This window comes from Alloyangia mangrovi, from assembly GCF_002300555.2.
GTDB classification, from domain to species: domain Bacteria; phylum Pseudomonadota; class Alphaproteobacteria; order Rhodobacterales; family Rhodobacteraceae; genus Salipiger; species Salipiger mangrovi.
This window is the reverse complement of the sequence record NZ_NTHN02000080.1, coordinates 1-17,705: the sequence shown is the minus strand read 5'-3', so window position 1 is coordinate 17,705 and position 17,705 is coordinate 1. Positions and strand designations below refer to the sequence as shown.

Genomic DNA, 17,705 nt, shown 5'->3' with positions numbered 1-17,705 from the left:
GGCCCTGGATCACGTTGAGCCCGATGCCGCCGAGGCCGAAGACCGCCGCGGTCGAGCCGATCTCGACCCCCGCCGTGTTGATCACCGCGCCGATGCCGGTGGTGACGCCGCAGCCGATGTAGCAGATCTTGTCGAAGGGCGCGTCGTCCCGCACCTTTGCCAGCGCGATCTCCGGCATCACCGTGTGGTTGGCGAAGGTCGAGCAGCCCATGTAGTGGTAGATCGGCGTGCCATCAAGCATCTTGAAGCGGGTGGTGCCGTCCGGCATCAGCCCCTGCCCTTGGGTGTTGCGGATCGCGGTGCAGAGATTGGTCTTGCCCGAAAGGCACGAGGGGCACTCGCGGCACTCGGGCGTGTAGAGCGGGATCACGTGGTCCCCGGGCTTCAGCGTGGTGACGCCCTCGCCCACTTCCACGACCACGCCCGCGCCCTCATGGCCGAGAATGCAGGGGAAGAGCCCCTCGGGATCGGCGCCCGAGCGGGTGAACTCGTCGGTGTGGCAAAGCCCGGTGGCCTTGATCTCGACGAGGACCTCGCCGGCCTTCGGCCCGTCGAGCTCCACGTCCATGATTTCGAGCGGTTTGCCGGCCTCGAGAGCCACGGCTGCACGGGTTCTCATGTCCCTGTCCTTCCTGTTGGGAATGCTGTTGCCAGCAACTAGCTGTCCAACCCTTTCATTCGCAAGCAGTTTAGCGGCGCATGCATTCATATTCGCGACAGGCCAGCCACTTCCGCCAATCTTTCATCTTTTCCGAGACACCCCAAAGCCCCCTCTCGGTCCGGGCCGCCGAAACGGAAAAGGGCCCCGCCGATGCCGGCAGGGCCCAGGTTTCTCTCGCGAGGAGAGAAGAAATTATTCAGCGTCTGCCAGAGCCTCTTCGGCTTCCAGGCGGGCCTTGTCGGCTGCGCCCTTGGCCGAGACGTCACGGTCAACGAACTCGATGATTGCCATCGGAGCCATGTCGCCATAGCGGAAGCCGGCTTTCAGGATGCGGACGTAGCCGCCCTGGCGTTCTGCATAGCGCGGGCCGAGCACTTCGAAGAGCTTGGCAACGTGCATGTCCTGCTTGAGCTGCGCGGCAGCCTGGCGGCGGGCGTGGATATCACCACGCTTGCCGAGGGTGACGAGCTTCTCCACCACGCGGCGGAGTTCCTTTGCCTTGGGCAGGGTGGTCTTGATCTGCTCATGCTCGATGAGCGAGCCAGCCATGTTTGCCCACAGCGCCTTGCGGTGCTCGTGGGTACGGTTCAGGCGGCGGTAACCTTTTGCGTGACGCATTTTTTTATCTCCAGATACGTGTTTTGCTTTGTCCGGGGTCCCATGCGTGCGGGACCCTCACCTTGGGGCACAGTGCCCGGTCAAAGGGGCGGGGTTTCCCCCGCCCCCTATCACTGAGTGGCTCAGAACTGGTCTTCCAGCTTCTTTGCCAGATCTTCGATGTTGTCCGGCGGCCAGTCCTCGACATCCATGCCGAGGTGCAGGCCCATGCCCGACAGCACTTCCTTGATCTCGTTGAGCGACTTCCGGCCGAAGTTCGGGGTGCGGAGCATCTCGGCTTCGGTCTTCTGGATCAGATCGCCGATGTAGACGATGTTGTCGTTCTTGAGGCAGTTCGCGGAGCGCACCGAGAGTTCCAGCTCGTCCACCTTCTTGAGGAGGAGCGGGTTGAACTCGAGACCATCGTCGTCGTCCTGACGGCCGGCGGACTCGGGCTCTTCGAAGTTCACGAAGATCGACAGCTGGTCCTGCAGGATGCGGGCCGCAAAGGCGATCGCGTCCTCGGGCGTGACCGAACCATCGGTCTCGACCTTCATGGTCAGCTTGTCGTAGTCGAGAACCTGGCCCTCACGGGTCGGCTGCACGTCATAGGCCACCTTCTTGACCGGCGAGTAGATCGCGTCGATCGGGATGAGGCCGATGGGTGCATCTTCCGGCTTGTTCTTGTCAGCCGAAACATAGCCCTTGCCGGTGTTGACGGTCAGTTCCACGTAGAAGTCCGCGCCCTCGTCGAGGTGGCAGATCACGTGGTCCTTGTTGAGAACGTCGATACCAGCGGTCTCGGTGATATCGGCTGCCGTCACCACGCCCGGACCTTTTGCGGTCAGGGAGAGGCGCTTGGGGCCTTCGACTTCCATGCGGAGAGCCACGCCCTTGAGGTTGAGGATGATGTCGGTGACATCTTCCCGCACGCCGGCGACCGACGAGAACTCGTGCAGAACGTTGTCGATCTGCACCGAGGTGATTGCCGCGCCCTGAAGGCTCGACAGCAGGACCCGACGCAGCGCGTTGCCGAGGGTCAGGCCGAAGCCACGCTCGAGCGGTTCTGCGACGAGGGTCGCAACGCGGGTAGGATCGGCGCCGGGGCGAACCTCCAGCTGGGTCGGCTTGATAAGTTCAGCCCAGTTCTTGTGGATCATGCGTCCCTCCATTCCAGTCCGTGCCCCATGTCCAAAGGCGCGGACGCCCGAGGTTGAAATGACGAAGGCAGGGCCCCGCGCGCATGGCGAGGCCCCACCCCTTAAGTAAGTCCGATCAGACGCGACGGCGCTTCGGCGGACGGCAGCCGTTGTGAGCAATCGGCGTCACGTCGCGGATCGACGTGATGTTGAAGCCCACGGCAGCCAGTGCGCGCAGAGCCGATTCACGACCCGAACCCGGGCCCTGAACTTCGACTTCAAGCGTCTTCACACCGTGTTCCTGAGCCTTGCGGCCAGCATCTTCGGCGGCGAGCTGGGCAGCGTAGGGGGTCGACTTACGCGAGCCCTTGAAGCCCATGGTGCCGGCGGACGACCAGGAGATCGCATTGCCTTGCACGTCCGAGATCAGGATCTTGGTGTTGTTGAACGACGAGTTAACATGCGCCACGCCAGCGGCGATGTTCTTGGAGACCTTCTTCTTGCCTCCGCGACGGGTATCACGTGCCATTGGTCAGCCTCCCTTACTTCTTCTTGCCGGCAATCGGCTTCGCCGGGCCCTTGCGGGTACGAGCGTTGGTGTGGGTCCGCTGACCGCGGACGGGGAGGTTGCGGCGGTGACGCAGGCCACGGTAGCAGCCGAGGTCCATCAGACGCTTGATGTTCATCTGAACTTCACGGCGCAGGTCGCCTTCGACGGTGTAGTTCGCGTCGATGTGCTCGCGGATCGCCAGAACTTCGGCATCCGAAAGCTCGTTCACGCGACGGGTTGCGTCGATGTTCACGGCTTCGCAGATGGCTTTGGCCGAGGTCGGGCCGATACCGGTGATATAAGTCAGGGCGATGGGCACCCGCTTATGAGTCGGGATGTTAACGCCGGCAATACGTGCCAAGAGTCTATTCCTTTCGTTGCGGTTCCGTAGCTCCAGAACCTTTTTTCACAACATGAGCCCGGAACGCATGCACGTCACCGGGCCTTCCGCTGATGAGGTAATCTGCAAGACAGGCGCGGCCCGCCTCACAAACTGAGTCTCTGTAAGAGATGGGAGTGGGTATGAGGATTCGGAAAGGGCGTCAAGACCCATTTCGGAACCAATCCTCAACCCCGCCGGTTTACCGTTTCATGAAGGCCACGACAACCCTCCCCCCGTTCACGATACGGCCGGTCCCCGCCGAAGCGCAGTCCTGCGCCCCCTGCCCTCCGCGCGCGCCGCGCCCCTTGCACCATAGGTGCGCCAACGGATGATCTACCAGCTTCTCTATACAAGCCGCTCCGCCGTTCCGCGCGGTGGCGGCTCGGACCTCGATATCCTCGCAGCCTCGCTCACCAACAACCAAAGGCTCGGGGTGACCGGCTGCCTGCTGCGTGAGGAGTCGGGATTCTGCCAAGTGTTGGAAGGGGCAAAGGACACGGTCCGCGGCCTCTTCGAGCAAATCCGCCGGGACCAGAGGCATTTTGCCGTGACCGAAAGGCTCAATCGGCTGGTGCCGGCGCGCAGCTTTGCCAGTTGGAGCATGTGCTACGGGGCCTTGTCGGCAGAGGACCACGCATTCCTCTCGCGGCGCTTCGCCGGAGAAGCACGCAACCTGGCCCTGGTCTTCGACCGGGTGCGCGCGATCGCAGTGGCGAGCTGACTTTTTGATTGGGGGAGAGGTGGGGGCCCTGCCCCCGTCCGCTGGCGCGGACTCCCCCGGGATATTAAGACAGGCGCCGCCCGGGAGAGTTTTGAAGTCAGACCTGAGGTGTCAGGCCTTGAGCTTTTCTGCGATCGCCGCCTTCACCTCGGCGATCTCGCCGAGCCCGTCGACGCGGGTGTGCTGCCCTTTGGCGTAGTAGTACCCGATCAGCGGCGAGGTCTGCTTGTAGTATTCCATCAGGCGCTTCTGCAGGGCCTGGGCATTGTCGTCGGCACGGCGCTTGAACTCGGTGCCGCCGCAGACGGTGCACTTGCCATCGGCCGGGATCGGCTTGGTGAGGTCGTTGTAGACCTCGCCACAGGACCCGCAGGTGGAGCGGGCGGTGATGCGCTCGACCAGCGCATCGTCGTTCACCCGCAGCTCGACAACCTTGTCGAGGCCTTGGCCCTGCTCTTCGAGCAACTCGGCCAGCGCATCCGCCTGCTTCAGCGTCCGCGGGAAGCCGTCGAAGATGTAACCCGCGGAGGGGTTGGCTTCGAGCTTCTCGCGGATCAGCCCGATGACGATCTCGTCGGTGACGAGCTCGCCGCGGGCCATCACGTCGGCGACCTTCTTGCCCATCTCGGTGCCGCTGTCCTTGGCTTCGCGCAGCATGTCACCGGTCGAAAGCTGGATCATGCCGCGCTCTTCCACGAGGATACGGGCCTGGGTGCCCTTGCCTGCGCCGGGCGGTCCAAGAAGAATGATGTTCATCGCCGTGCGGGTCCCTTCCGTTTGCGTGCCTTGCCCTTGCCCCGCAGTTGCGAGCGCTGGATCAGGCCTTCGTATTGATGTGCGAGCAGGTGGCTCTGGATCTGCTGGATCGTGTCCATGGTCACCGAGACCACGATCAGCACCGAGGTGCCGCCGAAATAGAACGGAATCGCGAACTGGGAACGAAGGATCTCGGGCATCAGGCAGACCAGGGTCAGATAGGCCGCGCCGAGCACGAGCACGCGGTTGACCACGTATTCCAGGTGCTCCGCGGTCTTCTTGCCGGGGCGGATGCCGGGGATGAAACCGTTCTGGTTCTTCAGGTTGTCGGCAACTTCATCCGTCTTGAACGACACGTTGTGCGTGTAGAAATAGGCGAAGAAGACGATCATGGCTGCGAAGAACAGCAGGTAGAGGGGCTGGCCGGGACCGAAGTAGGCGAGGATCGTCGACATGATCGGGCCGGTGGAGCCGGCCTGGCTGAAGGTCGCGATGGTGGTCGGCAGCAGCAGGAGCGAGCTGGCGAAGATCGCCGGGATCACGCCCGCCGGGTTCACCTTGATCGGCAGGTGCGACTGCTGGGCCTCGGTCATCCGCATGCCGACCTGACGGCGCGGGTACTGAATGGTGATCTTGCGCAGTGCCCGTTCCATGAACACCACGAACATGATCACCACGACGACCATGAGGATCACCCCCACGATCACCGCGGGAGAGATCGCGCCCGAGCGGCCGGAGGCGAAGAACTGCGCCAGCGCCGCGGGAACCTCGGCGATGATGCCGACGAAGATGATGAGAGAGATGCCGTTGCCGATGCCGCGGGCGGTGATCTGCTCGCCCAGCCACATCAGGAACATCGTGCCGCCCACGAGGGTGATCACCACGGCGGCGCGGAAGTACCAACCCGGATCATGGGCAAGATCGCCGGCCTCGAGGCTGACCGCCAGCCCGTAGGCCTGGAACAGCGCCAGGGCAACGGTGCCGTAGCGGGTGTATTGGTTGATCTTCTTGCGGCCCTGGTCGCCCTCTTTCTTCAGCTGCTCGAGCGCCGGCACCATGGCCGTGAGGAGCTGCACGATGATCGAGGCGGAGATATAGGGCATGATGCCGAGGGCGAAGATGCCCATGCGTCCCAGCGCGCCACCGGTGAACATCGACACCATGCCGCCGATGCCCTGGCCGGCCTGTTCCATGAACTGGCGCAGCGCGGTGCCGTCGATGCCCGGAACCGGGATGTAGGTGCCGAGTCGGTAGACGACCAGGAGCCCCAGCGTAAAGAAGATGCGGTTGCGAAGGTCCGTCGCCTTGCCGAGCGCCGCCCAGCTGGTATTGGCGGCCATTTGTTCCACAGCGGATGCCATGAGGGTCCTCTCTCAGACGAAACGCCGCCGGGGCGCTTTCCGGCTCCGGCGGCGTTCGTGGAAAACATGGGGCCTTATGTAAGCGGCTCAAGAGCCGCTCACAACCCGCTTATTCAGCCGCGACTGCGGTCGTCAGCGCGCCACCTGCCTTCTCGACCGCCTCGACAGCGGCTTTCGAAGCGCCGGTCACCTCGATGGTGAGGGCGGCGGTGACGTCACCTTTCGCGAGAACGCGAATGCCGTCGAGCTTGCGGCGCACCAGGCCGGACGACACGAGGGTGTCCTCGTTGATCGACGCGGCGTCGAGCTTGCCGGCTTCGACGAATTTCTGGATCAGGCCCAGGTTCACGACAGCGTAGGACTTCCGGTTCGGCTTGTTGAAGCCGCGCTTCGGAAGACGCTGGTAGAGCGGCATCTGGCCACCTTCGTAGCCGTTGATCGCCACACCCGAGCGGGATTTCTGACCCTTGATACCACGGCCACCGGTTTTACCCTTGCCGGAGCCCGGGCCGCGGCCGATGCGTTTCTTGGAGCGGGTTGCGCCCTCGTTGTCGCGCAGTTCGTGCAGTTTCATGTCGCTTCTCCTTGCCGGATGTGCCCCCCAGCGACGGATGGAGCAACCACGGCATTAGACGGTTAAGGATTCGCAGCCAGACTCGGGGAGCCGGCCACCGGGGGCGTATAGCGTCCGAGACGGAACGGCGCAAGGGATTAGCCCATTGCATGCTGATACCGCGATCTTTTGGCTGCAGAGTGTCGCCGGAAATTCGTTTAGATCGGGTTACCGGGAAAAGCCTTCGAAGGCTTTTGAAAGTCTCCCCGAAAAGATTTGCGCGCCGTCCCCTGCCCCGGACAAACGGGAGCGCGCAAAAGAAAACGCCCCGGCATGAGGTCCGGGGCGCTTCCGAGATTGGCGAAGGAACGGCTCAGCCGCGCTCTTCGATGATCTCTACCAGGTGCGGGATCTTGCGAACCATGCCGCGCACGGCGGGGGTGTCCTCAAGCTCGCGGGTCTTGTTCATCTTGTTCAGACCCAGGCCGATCAGCGTCTGGCGCTGCACGGCGGGGCGACGGATCGGCGAGCCGATCTGCTTCACAACGATGGTCTTAGCCATGGATCTCAGGCCTCCTCAGCCACTTGCGACGATTCCGCGGGGGCATCGTCACGCTTGGGAAGGATGTCTGCCACCTTCTTGCCGCGACGCTGAGCGACGCTGCGGGGCGAGTTGACCTTTTCCAGCGCGTTCAGCGTGGCGCGGATCATGTTGTAGGGGTTCTGCGAGCCGATCGACTTGGCGACCACGTCGTGCACGCCCAGCATCTCGAACACTGCACGCATCGGACCACCGGCGATGATACCGGTACCTTGCGGTGCGGTGCGCATCACCACACGGCCTGCGCCGTGACGGCCTTCGATGTCGTGGTGCAGCGTGCGGCCTTCGCGCAGCGGCACACGAATCATCTTGCGCTTGGCTTGCTCGGTGGCCTTGCGGATGGCCTCGGGGACCTCCTTGGCCTTGCCCTTGCCGAAGCCCACGCGGCCCTTCTGGTCGCCGACAACGACGAGCGCGGCGAAGCCGAAACGCTTACCACCCTTGACGGTCTTGGACACGCGGTTGATCGCGACAAGGCGATCTGCGAATTCCGGGGCTTCCTCGCGTTCGCGACGGTTCCCGCGGCGGTTTTCACGTTCTGCCATCAGGCATCCCTTTTTTTTCAGGTTGGCGCGTGGCGGACCGGAGCGGAGCCCGGGCCACATCGGCACCGATTGGACCAATCCAGGTGATCGCCGAAGAGGCTTCGGAGTCGATCCCGGATCATCGAGGCGTTTCCGCCTGCAAAAGCGCAAGGCGGGTACGAGCCCCGCCTTGCGGATTGTCGATCATGCAGCGGGCGCACCCGCCGCAGTGATCAGATTTTCAGACCTGCTTCGCGGGCTGCGTCGGCCAGAGCCTTGACGCGACCGTGGAAGAGGAAACCGCCGCGGTCGAAGTAGGCTTCTTCCACACCGGCTTTCTTCGCGCGCTCGGCAATCGCGGCGCCGACCTTCTGGGCGGCTTCCACGGTGCCTTTGCCGACGACGCCCAGATCCTTCTCGAGCGAGGAGGCCGAGGCCAGAGTCACGCCCTGGATGTCGTCGATCAGCTGCACGCTGATGTTCTTGTTCGAGCGGTGCACCGACAGGCGTACACGCCCGGCGTTGACCTTGCGAAGCTTGTTCCGGACGCGCAGGCGGCGCTTGAGGAACAGTTCCCGTTTGCTGAGTGCCATTTATCGCGTCCTTACTTCTTCTTGCCTTCCTTGGCGAAGATGTATTCGCCTTTGTAGCGAATACCCTTGCCTTTGTAGGGCTCGGGGCGGCGCCAGTCGCGGATGTTCGCCGCAACTTGACCGACTTCCTGGAGATCATGACCTTCGACGATGATCTCGGTCGGCTTCGGCGTGGTGACCGTGATGCCGGCGGGGATGTCGAAGTTCACATCGTGGCTATAGCCCAGGTTCAGCTTCAGGACGTTGCCCTGAACCGCGGCGCGGTAACCCACACCCTGGATCTCGAGCTCTTTCTTGAAGGTGTTCTGAACACCGTGGACCATGTTCGCGATCACGGTGCGGGACATGCCCCACTGCTGGCGAGCGCGCTTGGACGTACCGCGCGGTGCCACAGTGATGGTGTTGTCCTCGACCGCAATGGTCACGTCGTCGGTCGCGTTGAAGGTCTGGGTGCCTTTCGGACCCTTCACTTCGACGGTCTGGCCGGAGACGGATGCGGAAACACCCGACGGCAGCTCGACCGGTTTTTTACCAATACGAGACATAAGCCCCTCCTTAGAAGACCGTGCAGAGCACCTCGCCGCCAACATTGGCAGCGCGGGCGTTTGCGTCCGACATCACGCCCTTCGGCGTGCTGACAATCGACAGACCGAGGCCCTGGCGGACCTGCGGGATGTCACTGACACCCATGTAGACGCGACGGCCGGGCTTGGAGACCCGCTTCAGTTCGCGAATGACGGGGGTGCCGTCGAAGTACTTCAGGCTGATTTCGAGCGTGCCGTGGCCGCGCTCGTCGGTGCCTTTTTCGTAGCCGCGGATGTAGCCTTCGTCCTTGAGGACGTCGAGCACCCAGGCACGCAGTTTCGAGGCGGGGGTCGACACGGTCGACTTGCCGCGCATCTGCGCGTTACGGATACGGGTGAGCATATCGCCGATGGGATCGTTCATCTCGTACCCTCCTTACCAGCTCGACTTGACCACACCGGGAAGCTGGCCCATCGAGCCGAGTTCGCGCAGGGCGATACGGCTGATCTTCAGCTTGCGGTAGTAGGCGTGGGGACGACCGGTCAGTTGGCAACGGTTGTGCAGACGGGTCGGCGAGGAGTTGCGCGGGAGTTTCGCCAGTTCCAGGCGAGCCTTGAAGCGCTCTTCCATCGGTTTGCTTTCGTCGGTCGCGATCTCTTTCAGAGCGGCGCGCTTGGCGGCGTATTGCTCCACCAGCTTCTGACGCTTCTTCTCGCGTTCGATCATGGATTTTTTTGGCCATGTGTCTCGCTCCTCAGGCGTTGAAGGGCATGTTGAAATGCTTCAACAGCGCCTTGGCTTCCGCGTCGGTCTTGGCGGTCGTGGTGATGATCACGTCGATACCCCAAACCTCATCGACCTTGTCGAATTCGATTTCGGGGAACACGATGTGCTCCTTGATGCCCATGGCGAAGTTGCCACGGCCGTCGAAGGACGGCTTCACACCACGGAAGTCGCGGATACGCGGCATCGCGATGTTGATCAGGCGATCGAGGAAGTCGTACATCCGGTCACCACGCAGGGTAACCTTGGCACCGAGCGGCATGTCTTCACGGACGCGGAAGCCGGCGATCGACTTCTTTGCCTTGGTGGTGACAGCCAGCTGACCGGCGATCTGGGTCAGGTCTTCCTGAGCCGACTTCGCCTTCTTGGAGTCGCGCACGGCTTCTGCGCCGCAGCCGATGTTCAGAACGATCTTGTCGAGTGCAGGAGCCTGCATCGCGTTCTTGTAGCCGAACTCTTCGATAAGAGCGGCTTTGATCGACTCGCGGTACTGCGTCTTAAGACGCGGCGTATAGGTCGCGGTATCAAGCATCGATCACGTCCCCCGTGGTCTTGGCGAAGCGGACCTTCTTGTCACCTTCCATGCGGAAGCCGACGCGGGTTGCCTTGCCGTTGGCATCGACGATGGCCAGGTTCGACAGGTCGAGCGGCATGGCTTTCGGCATGCGGCCACCCTGCGAGGTCTGGCTCTGACGGGTGTGACGGACGGCCATGTTCACGCCGCCGACAACAGCCTTGCCGGCCTTGGGATCGACGGATTCGATGGTGCCGGTCTTGCCCTTGTCCTTGCCGGACAGAACGATGACCTTGTCACCTTTGCGGAGTTTGGCAGCCATTACAGCACCTCCGGCGCGAGCGAGATGATCTTCATGAAGTTCTTCGCGCGCAGCTCGCGAACCACCGGCCCGAAAATACGGGTGCCGACAGGCTCGCCCGAGTTATTCAGGATGACGGCCGCGTTGCGGTCGAAGCGGATCGACGTGCCATCTTCACGACGAACTTCCTTGGCGGTGCGCACGACGACGGCCTTGCGGACGTCACCTTTCTTCACGCGGCCGCGCGGAATGGCCTCTTTCACCGAGACGACGATGATGTCGCCGACCGATGCGTAGCGGCGATGCGAGCCGCCGAGGACCTTGATGCACTGAACTTTCCGGGCACCGGAATTGTCAGCAACATCCAGATTGGTCTGCATCTGGATCATTTGGTTTCTCCCGACCTTTGGGGGTTGTTCTAGGTCTACCCCCCAGGGTTTCGATGATGCTGGGCACCACCGCAGGAAACGCCTGGACCCCGATCAAATGACCGGGGCTTGGACGTTTACTCTGCGATGACTTCCCAGCGCTTCGTCTTGGACTTCGGCGCGCATTCGATGATGCGGACCGTATCGCCAACAGCGAATTTCTCAGCTTCGTCGTGAGCCCGGTACTTCTTGGACTTACGGATGGTCTTTTGCATGACCGGGTGCTTGAAGCGACGCTCGACCGAAACGGTGACGGTCTGTGCGTTTGCCGTGGAGGTCACGGTGCCTTGCAGGATACGCTTGGGCATGTCTCGGACTCCCTTACTCGGTTGCTGCCGCGCCGGCGGCTTTTTGGTTCAGCACGGTGTTGACGCGGGCAACGTCGCGGCGCACCTGGCGGATGCGCGCGGTGTTCTCGAGTGCGCCGGTCGCTTTCTGGAAGCGCAGGTTGAACGCTTCCTTCTTCAGCGCGACGAGCTCGTCCCGGAGCTGGTCCGGGGTCTTGTTCGCAAGTTCTTTGGCGTCCATAAGGTCGCTCCTTCGTTTCAACATCACCGGAGAGCCCCGTCGTGTTGCGGGTCACCCTGATTCCCGGTGGAGGTGGATGAGCGCGCGATATAGGCCAGATTCCGGACCATGACAACCCTGTAAAACAAGGGCTCGCGCGCATGGCTGGCATGTCCGGAGCGGGGGCTGGAACGCCGCCCCCCACCCCTAGCGGAAAGCCTGGTCGGGATCACTCCCACTTGTAGTTGAAGCTGACCGAGATGCGCTCGTCCTCGGACATGTTCATCGGCACCTCGTGGCGCAGCCAGCTCTCCCAGAGCAGCACGTCGCCCACTGCGGGAGCCTCGTAGGCGAATGCCTTCAGTTCCTCGCGGCAGGTCTTCTTGCGCGTGGGGGCGGCCATCATCATCGGCAGGCGCGGATCCTCGAGCTTGAGTGCGCTCGCGCCCTCGGGCATCGAGACATAGGTCGTGCCCGAGATCACAGAATGCGGATGGATGTGCGAGCTATGCGTGCCGCCCTCGGGCAGGATGTTGATCCAGAGATCCTCGAGCACCAGCGTCTTGTCGCCCAGCTCGAACTCGAGGTCCTCGGCAAAGGCCGCGACATGGGCGTCGAGCGATTTCACCAGGTCTCCGAAGATCGGGAAGCGCCACGGCAGATCTGTCAGCGAGGCGTAGGAGGTGTAGCCCGGGTAGTCGTTGGCCTCGCACCATTCCTGGCCCGCCTCGTCGTCCTCGGCGATGGAATAGCACGAGCCTTCGAGCTCGTCCGCGTCGATCGCGGGCCCGTACTCGGAAAGATGGGCACGATAGAGGCGTGTGGCGAAGAGAGAGCGGATCTGGGCCATGGCACTGTCCTGAAAGCGGGAGCGGCGCTGGCGGGCCTCAGAGGCCCCCTGCCCCGCGGGGGTTGAACGGAAAACCCCCGCCGATCACTCGGCGGGGGCTTGTGTCTTGCGGCTATCCCGAAGGGATTACCAGTCCTCGCGAACCACGACGCGCGACTTGATCGGCAGTTTCATCGCCGCCAGACGCAGCGCCTCGCGGGCGACGTCCTCGGGAACACCGTCGATCTCGAACATCACGCGGCCCGGCTTCACTTTGCAGGCCCAGTAATCCACGGAACCTTTACCCTTACCCATACGAACTTCGGTGGGCTTGGAGGTCACGGGGGTGTCCGGGAAGATACGGATCCAGACCCGGCCCTGACGTTTCATGTGGCGGGTCATCGCGCGGCGAGCCGCTTCGATCTGACGAGCCGTCACACGCTCGGGCTGAAGAGCCTTCAGGCCAAAGTGGCCGAAGTTCAGGTCGGAACCGCCCTTGGCCTCACCTTTGATGCGGCCCTTGAACATCTTCCGGAATTTAGTGCGTTTCGGTTGAAGCATTTCTCAAACCTCCTCAGCGACGGCCGCCCATGGCGCCGCGCGGAGCCGGACCGTCCTGCAGTTCCGCGGACTTACGGTCGCGGGCAGCCGGGTCATGCTCCATGATCTCGCCTTTGAAGATCCAGACCTTGATCCCGATGATACCATAGGGGGTCGTTGCTTCAACGTGCGAGTAATCGATGTCGGCGCGCAGGGTGTGCAGGGGCACACGACCTTCGCGATACCATTCGGTACGAGCAATCTCGGCACCGCCGAGACGACCAGCGACGTTCACGCGGATGCCCAGGGCGCCCATGCGCATGGCGTTCTGCACGGCACGCTTCATGGCACGACGGAAGGACACACGGCGCTCGAGCTGCTGCGCGATGCTCTCACCCACGAGGCGGGCGTCGAGCTCGGGCTTGCGCACTTCAACGATGTTGAGGTGCAGCTCGGAGTCGGTCATGTTGGCAAGCTTCTTGCGCAGGACCTCGATGTCCGCGCCTTTCTTGCCGATGATGACGCCGGGGCGTGCGGTGTGGATCGTGACGCGGCACTTCTTGTGCGGACGCTCGATGATCACACGTGCGACGCCGGCCTGCTTGCACTCTTCGTGGATGAAATCGCGGATCGCGAGGTCTTCCAGAAGCAGATCACCATAGTCTTTGGTGTCGGCGTACCAGCGGCTGTCCCAGGTGCGGTTCACCTGAAGGCGCATGCCGATCGGATTGGTCTTGTTACCCATTAGGCTTGCTCCTCGACCTGACGCACCTTGATGGTGAGTTCCGAGAACGGCTTGTTGATGCGGCCGAAGCGGCCACGTGCACGCGGACGACCGCGCTTCATCACAAGGTTCTTGCCCACGTAGGCTTCAGCGACGATCAGCTCGTCAACGTCCAGCCCGTGGTTGTTCTCGGCGTTCGCGATAGCGGACTGAAGGCACTTCTTCACGTCCACGGCGATCCGCTTCTTCGAGAAGGTCAGGTCCGTGAGGGCCCGCTCGACCTTCTTGCCACGGATCAGCGCGGCCACCAGGTTCAGCTTCTGGGGCGAAGTGCGCAGCATGCGCAGCTTTGCCATCGCCTCGTTGTCCGCCACGCGGCGGGGATTCTTATCCTTGCCCATGGCTTACTTCCTCTTGGCTTTTTTTGTCAGCCGCGTGGCCATAATAGGTCCGGGTCGCGAGTACTCACCGAACTTCTGACCGATCATGTCTTCGGTGACATTGACGGGAACATGCTTCTGGCCGTTGTAGACCGCGAACGTCAGACCCACGAACTGGGGCAGGATCGTCGAGCGGCGCGACCAGATTTTGATGACTTCGTTCTTGCCAGATTCGCGAACCTTCTCGGCCTTTTTCAGGACGTAGGCGTCAACGAACGGGCCTTTCCAAACAGAGCGCGTCATGGATTACCGCCCCTTCTTCTTAGCGTGGCGCGAGCGGATGATCAGCTTCTGCGACGCCTTGTTGGTGTTGCGGGTACGCTTGCCCTTGGTCGGCTTGCCCCACGGGGTCACCGGGTGACGACCACCCGAGGTACGACCCTCACCACCACCGTGCGGGTGGTCGATCGGGTTCATGACGACGCCGCGGACCGACGGACGCTTGCCGTAGTGGCGGTTACGACCGGCTTTACCGAGGTTCTGGTTCGAGTTGTCGGGGTTCGACACGGCACCGATGGTGGCCATGCATTCCTGACGAACCATGCGCAGCTCGCCCGAGGAGAGGCGGATCTGAGCGTAGCCACCGTCACGGCCGACGAACTGGGCGTAGGTGCCCGCGGCGCGTGCGATCTGGCCGCCCTTGCCGGGCTTCAGCTCGATGTTGTGGACGATCGTACCGATCGGCATGCCCGAGAAGGGCATCGCGTTGCCGGGCTTGATGTCGGCCTTGGCCGACGCCACGACGCGGTCGCCAATGGCGAGACGCTGCGGTGCCAGGATGTAGGCCTGCTCGCCGTCGTCATACTGGACGAGTGCGATGAATGCGGTCCGGTTCGGGTCGTATTCGATGCGGGCCACGGTGGCCGACACGTCGAACTTGTTCCGCTTGAAGTCCACGATGCGATAGAGACGCTTCGCGCCACCGCCGCGGCGGCGTGCGGTGATCCGTCCGGTGTTGTTCCGGCCGCCCGACTTCGTCAGACCCTCGGTGAGGGCCTTGACGGGGCGTCCTTTATACAGCTCCGAACGGTCGATCAGCACCAGCCCGCGCTGGCCCGGCGTCGTCGGCTTGTACGACTTAAGTGCCATGCTTTCTGTCTTCCGTTGTAATGCGACAGCACCCGCGTATCGGGTGTGCCGGAGTTTAGCCCCCCGAAGGTGGCCGTTTCATAGGGCCCCGAAGGTCCCCGGCTCTGAGCCCCCGGACAGGTCCGGTGACAAAACGCGAAGCCCCGGACGAATCCGGGGCTGCTGCGGATGGCCTGCTCTAGTCAAAGAGTCGCCGAAGGTCAAGCGCTGCCACCTGGGGAAAGCGCGTCGGTGCCCTTATTTGCCGAGGCTTCAGCCGCCCGGCGCCCTCCCCTTCCCGGCCAGAACCCGGACCCCGAAAAAGGAAAAGCCCCCGCGGATGCGAGGGCTTTCCCAAAGTGGTCGAAGACGACGATCAGAGACCGGTGGTCACGTCGATCGTGTTGCCCTCTTCGAGGGTAACATAGGCCTTCTTGACGTCGTTCCGCTTGCCGATCTGGCCGCGGAAACGCTTCACCTTGCCCTTGGTGATGGTGGTGTTAACCGCCTTCACCTTCACGCCGAAGAGCGCCTCGACGGCCTCCTTGACCTGGGGTTTGGTCGAGTCGATCGCCACTTCGAAAACCACGGTGCCGTTCTCGCCGACCATGGTGGATTTCTCGGTGATGATCGGCTTGCGGATCACGTCGTAGTGGTGTGCCTTAGCGGTCATTTCAGTCGAGCCTCCAGAGCTTCGACACCCGCCTTGGTGAGCACCAGGGTGTCACGCTTGAGGATGTCATACACGTTGGCGCCGACGGAGGGCAGCACGTCCAGACCTTCGATGTTCGCTGCGGCGCGGGCAAAGCCCTCGTTCACTGCGGCACCGTCGATCACCAGAGCGCGCTTCCAGCCCAGGTTCTTCACCTGTGCCGCCAGCGTCTTGGTCTTGCCGTCGGTCTCGGCGTTCTCGATGATCACGAGCGAGCCGGTCTTGGCTTTCGCCGAGAGGGCCAGCTTGAGGCCGAGAGCACGGACCTTCTTGGGCAGGTCATGCGCGTGGCTGCGCGGGGTCGGACCCTTGTAGATACCACCCTTGCGGAAGATCGGCGCCTTGCGGGAGCCGTGGCGTGCGCCGCCGGTGCCCTTCTGGCGATAGATCTTCTTGGTCGAGTAGCTCACTTCCGAGCGGGTCTTGACCTTGTGCGTACCGGCCTGGGCCTTGTTACGCTGCCAGCGAACCACACGGTGCAGAATGTCGGCGCGCGGCTCGAGATCAAAGATCGCGTCCGTCAGCTCGACTTCGCCCGCGGCACCGCCGTCGAGTTTGATCACGTCGAGTTTCATTCGTCGCCTTCCTTCTCTTCGGCTGCGGCTTCAGCAGGAGCTGCAGCGGATTTCAGGCCGGCCGGCAGAGCAGCGTTCTCGGGGAACGGCTTCTTCACGGCGTCCTTGATGGTCACCCAGCCGCCTTTGGAGCCCGGCACCGCGCCCTTGATCATGATGATGCCGCGATCGGCATCGGTCTTCACGACCTGCAGGTTCTGCGTGGTGACACGGACGGCGCCCATGTGGCCGGCCATTTTCTTGCCTTTGAAGACCTTGCCCGGGTCCTGGCACTGACCGGTCGAACCGTGCGAACGGTGCGAGATCGACACGCCGTGCGATGCACGAAGACCGCCGAAGTTGTGGCGCTTCATGGCACCGGCAAAGCCCTTACCGATGGTCGTGCCGGCAACGTCGACATACTGACCTTCGAAGTAGTGCTCGGCCGAGATCTCTTCGCCGACGGCGATGAGGTTCTCTGCGTCGACGCGGAATTCCGCGATCTTCCGCTTCGGTTCAACCTTGGCCGCGGCGAAGTGGCCACGCATGGCTTTCGACACGTTCTTGGCCTTTGCCGCACCGGCGCCGAGCTGAACGGCGCTGTAGCCGTCCTTGTCAGCGGTCCGCTGTGCAACGACCTGGCAACCTTCGAGTTGGAGGACGGTCACAGGGATCTGCTTGCCGTCTTCCATGAAAAGCCGGGTCATGCCGACTTTCTTTGCGATAACTCCAGAGCGCAACATCATCTGCCCCCTTACACCTTGATCTCGACGTCCACGCCGGCCGCCAGGTCGAGCTTCATCAGCGCGTCCACGGTCTGCGGGGTCGGATCGACGATGTCGAGGAGACGCTTGTGCGTGCGGATCTCGAACTGATCGCGGGATTTCTTGTTCACGTGCGGGCCACGCAGAACGGTGAATTTCTCAATCTTGTTCGGCAGCGGGATCGGGCCGCGAACGGTAGCGCCGGTGCGCTTGGCGGTGTTCACGATTTCCTGCGTCGATGCATCGAGGACGCGGTAGTCGAACGCCTTGAGCCGGATACGGATGTTCTGGTTCATCGAACAGTCCTATTTTGGCGTTGAGGTTGAGAGGAGGATAGGCGCGCATCGCCGCACCCTCATCGAACCTAAAAGGCGGGGAATCACCCCGCCCTTCACGACCCGTAGGTCGTTGCGCGCGTATACGTCCGAGAGACCTGCTTGACAAGCCCCAGACCACAGGCGCAGCGCGGGTATTTCCGCATTTCGCCTTTGTCCGAACAGCGAGTGACCTTCCCGGCAGCCCGGCAACGAAAAGGGGCCGCCCAATGGGCGGCCCCTTCCCTATGCCGGCCCGGTCCG

General features: G+C 62.8%; 29 protein-coding genes and 1 pseudogene. 1 reads left to right on the top strand and 29 read right to left on the bottom strand.

Annotated elements, in window-relative coordinates:
- The 5 genes from CLG85_RS25135 to rpsM form a co-directional block, all read right to left on the bottom strand.
- The coding region (locus tag CLG85_RS25135) for an alcohol dehydrogenase catalytic domain-containing protein (protein ID WP_260350221.1) at positions 1-619 on the bottom strand (619 nt) is incomplete at its 3' end.
- A gap of 234 nt (positions 620-853) precedes the next feature.
- Entirely contained in the window at positions 854-1,279 is a 426-nt protein-coding gene (gene rplQ, locus CLG85_RS25130) for a 50S ribosomal protein L17 (RefSeq protein WP_095881763.1), read from the bottom strand.
- A 122-nt stretch (positions 1,280-1,401) separates the two neighbouring features.
- Positions 1,402-2,418, bottom strand: coding sequence for a DNA-directed RNA polymerase subunit alpha (locus tag CLG85_RS25125; RefSeq protein WP_095881762.1), 1,017 nt, complete (start codon positions 2,416-2,418; stop codon positions 1,402-1,404).
- Between the two features lie 115 nt (positions 2,419-2,533).
- Entirely contained in the window at positions 2,534-2,926 is a 393-nt protein-coding gene (rpsK, locus tag CLG85_RS25120; RefSeq protein ID WP_072780049.1) for a 30S ribosomal protein S11, read from the bottom strand.
- Positions 2,927-2,939: 13 nt separating this feature from the next.
- Positions 2,940-3,308 (bottom strand): 30S ribosomal protein S13, encoded by a 369-nt coding sequence (gene rpsM / locus CLG85_RS25115; protein WP_095881761.1) that lies wholly within the window; start codon positions 3,306-3,308, stop codon positions 2,940-2,942.
- Between the two features lie 349 nt (positions 3,309-3,657).
- On the opposite strand from rpsM, the gene CLG85_RS25110 reads away from it, so the two are divergent.
- On the top strand, positions 3,658-4,050 hold the full coding sequence (locus CLG85_RS25110) for a BLUF domain-containing protein (protein ID WP_095881760.1): 393 nt from the start codon (positions 3,658-3,660) through the stop codon (positions 4,048-4,050).
- 111 nt (positions 4,051-4,161) lie between these two features.
- Here the strand turns inward: CLG85_RS25110 and CLG85_RS25105 are convergent, their stop codons facing one another.
- The 24 genes and pseudogenes from CLG85_RS25105 to rpsJ all read right to left on the bottom strand — a co-directional run bounded on the left by CLG85_RS25105 (position 4,162) and on the right by rpsJ (position 17,423).
- On the bottom strand, positions 4,162-4,806 hold the full coding sequence (locus CLG85_RS25105) for an adenylate kinase (protein ID WP_095880725.1): 645 nt from the start codon (positions 4,804-4,806) through the stop codon (positions 4,162-4,164).
- A complete protein-coding gene (secY, locus tag CLG85_RS25100) occupies positions 4,803-6,167 on the bottom strand; it encodes a preprotein translocase subunit SecY (protein ID WP_095880726.1) in 1,365 nt (454 codons plus the stop codon). Before secY ends, CLG85_RS25105 begins: the two co-directional genes overlap by 4 nt.
- Before the next feature lie 109 nt (positions 6,168-6,276).
- Positions 6,277-6,741 (bottom strand): 50S ribosomal protein L15, encoded by a 465-nt coding sequence (gene rplO / locus CLG85_RS25095; RefSeq protein ID WP_095880727.1) that lies wholly within the window; start codon positions 6,739-6,741, stop codon positions 6,277-6,279.
- Positions 6,742-7,093: 352 nt separating this feature from the next.
- A complete protein-coding gene (gene rpmD / locus CLG85_RS25090; protein ID WP_066104107.1) occupies positions 7,094-7,282 on the bottom strand; it encodes a 50S ribosomal protein L30 in 189 nt (62 codons plus the stop codon).
- Positions 7,283-7,287: 5 nt separating this feature from the next.
- The gene (gene rpsE / locus CLG85_RS25085; protein WP_095880728.1) at positions 7,288-7,866 is read right to left on the bottom strand and encodes a 30S ribosomal protein S5; all 579 of its coding nucleotides are present in this window, start codon (positions 7,864-7,866) and stop codon (positions 7,288-7,290) included.
- Between the two features lie 212 nt (positions 7,867-8,078).
- Complete coding sequence (gene rplR / locus CLG85_RS25080; protein WP_095880729.1) at positions 8,079-8,438, bottom strand: 50S ribosomal protein L18; 360 nt, start codon at positions 8,436-8,438, stop codon at positions 8,079-8,081.
- Between the two features lie 11 nt (positions 8,439-8,449).
- On the bottom strand, positions 8,450-8,983 hold the full coding sequence (gene rplF, locus CLG85_RS25075; protein WP_095880730.1) for a 50S ribosomal protein L6: 534 nt from the start codon (positions 8,981-8,983) through the stop codon (positions 8,450-8,452).
- A 10-nt stretch (positions 8,984-8,993) separates the two neighbouring features.
- Positions 8,994-9,386, bottom strand: coding sequence for a 30S ribosomal protein S8 (rpsH, locus tag CLG85_RS25070; protein WP_095880731.1), 393 nt, complete (start codon positions 9,384-9,386; stop codon positions 8,994-8,996).
- Between the two features lie 12 nt (positions 9,387-9,398).
- Positions 9,399-9,689, bottom strand: coding sequence for a 30S ribosomal protein S14 (rpsN, locus tag CLG85_RS25065; protein ID WP_260350220.1), 291 nt, complete (start codon positions 9,687-9,689; stop codon positions 9,399-9,401).
- A gap of 28 nt (positions 9,690-9,717) precedes the next feature.
- Positions 9,718-10,278, bottom strand: coding sequence for a 50S ribosomal protein L5 (gene rplE, locus CLG85_RS25060; protein WP_095880733.1), 561 nt, complete (start codon positions 10,276-10,278; stop codon positions 9,718-9,720).
- Positions 10,271-10,582, bottom strand: coding sequence for a 50S ribosomal protein L24 (gene rplX / locus CLG85_RS25055; protein ID WP_092424782.1), 312 nt, complete (start codon positions 10,580-10,582; stop codon positions 10,271-10,273). The genes rplE and rplX overlap by 8 nt, the downstream gene beginning before the upstream one ends.
- Entirely contained in the window at positions 10,582-10,950 is a 369-nt protein-coding gene (gene rplN, locus CLG85_RS25050) for a 50S ribosomal protein L14 (protein ID WP_005854833.1), read from the bottom strand. Before rplN ends, rplX begins: the two co-directional genes overlap by 1 nt.
- Before the next feature lie 116 nt (positions 10,951-11,066).
- The gene (gene rpsQ, locus CLG85_RS25045) at positions 11,067-11,297 is read right to left on the bottom strand and encodes a 30S ribosomal protein S17 (protein ID WP_095880734.1); all 231 of its coding nucleotides are present in this window, start codon (positions 11,295-11,297) and stop codon (positions 11,067-11,069) included.
- Positions 11,298-11,310: 13 nt separating this feature from the next.
- A complete protein-coding gene (gene rpmC, locus CLG85_RS25040; protein WP_066104080.1) occupies positions 11,311-11,517 on the bottom strand; it encodes a 50S ribosomal protein L29 in 207 nt (68 codons plus the stop codon).
- A 208-nt stretch (positions 11,518-11,725) separates the two neighbouring features.
- Entirely contained in the window at positions 11,726-12,346 is a 621-nt protein-coding gene (locus tag CLG85_RS25035) for a 2OG-Fe(II) oxygenase family protein (RefSeq protein WP_095880735.1), read from the bottom strand.
- Positions 12,347-12,472: 126 nt separating this feature from the next.
- The gene (gene rplP, locus CLG85_RS25030) at positions 12,473-12,886 is read right to left on the bottom strand and encodes a 50S ribosomal protein L16 (RefSeq protein ID WP_095880736.1); all 414 of its coding nucleotides are present in this window, start codon (positions 12,884-12,886) and stop codon (positions 12,473-12,475) included.
- A 13-nt stretch (positions 12,887-12,899) separates the two neighbouring features.
- Complete coding sequence (gene rpsC, locus CLG85_RS25025) at positions 12,900-13,610, bottom strand: 30S ribosomal protein S3 (protein WP_095880737.1); 711 nt, start codon at positions 13,608-13,610, stop codon at positions 12,900-12,902.
- The gene (rplV, locus tag CLG85_RS25020; protein ID WP_095880738.1) at positions 13,610-13,990 is read right to left on the bottom strand and encodes a 50S ribosomal protein L22; all 381 of its coding nucleotides are present in this window, start codon (positions 13,988-13,990) and stop codon (positions 13,610-13,612) included. Before rplV ends, rpsC begins: the two co-directional genes overlap by 1 nt.
- Positions 13,977-14,272, bottom strand: a pseudogene (gene rpsS / locus CLG85_RS25015) (30S ribosomal protein S19). Before rpsS ends, rplV begins: the two are co-directional and overlap by 14 nt.
- 3 nt (positions 14,273-14,275) lie before the next feature.
- A complete protein-coding gene (gene rplB / locus CLG85_RS25010) occupies positions 14,276-15,118 on the bottom strand; it encodes a 50S ribosomal protein L2 (RefSeq protein ID WP_066104062.1) in 843 nt (280 codons plus the stop codon).
- Between the two features lie 355 nt (positions 15,119-15,473).
- A complete protein-coding gene (locus CLG85_RS25005; protein ID WP_095880739.1) occupies positions 15,474-15,770 on the bottom strand; it encodes a 50S ribosomal protein L23 in 297 nt (98 codons plus the stop codon).
- Positions 15,767-16,384: a 50S ribosomal protein L4 gene (rplD, locus tag CLG85_RS25000; protein WP_095880740.1), complete on the bottom strand. Its 618-nt coding sequence runs from the start codon at positions 16,382-16,384 to the stop codon at positions 15,767-15,769. Before rplD ends, CLG85_RS25005 begins: the two co-directional genes overlap by 4 nt.
- Complete coding sequence (rplC, locus tag CLG85_RS24995; protein WP_095880741.1) at positions 16,381-17,106, bottom strand: 50S ribosomal protein L3; 726 nt, start codon at positions 17,104-17,106, stop codon at positions 16,381-16,383. The genes rplD and rplC overlap by 4 nt, the downstream gene beginning before the upstream one ends.
- A gap of 11 nt (positions 17,107-17,117) precedes the next feature.
- Positions 17,118-17,423 (bottom strand): 30S ribosomal protein S10, encoded by a 306-nt coding sequence (rpsJ, locus tag CLG85_RS24990; RefSeq protein ID WP_066104052.1) that lies wholly within the window; start codon positions 17,421-17,423, stop codon positions 17,118-17,120.
- Positions 17,424-17,705: the final 282 nt, after the last annotated feature.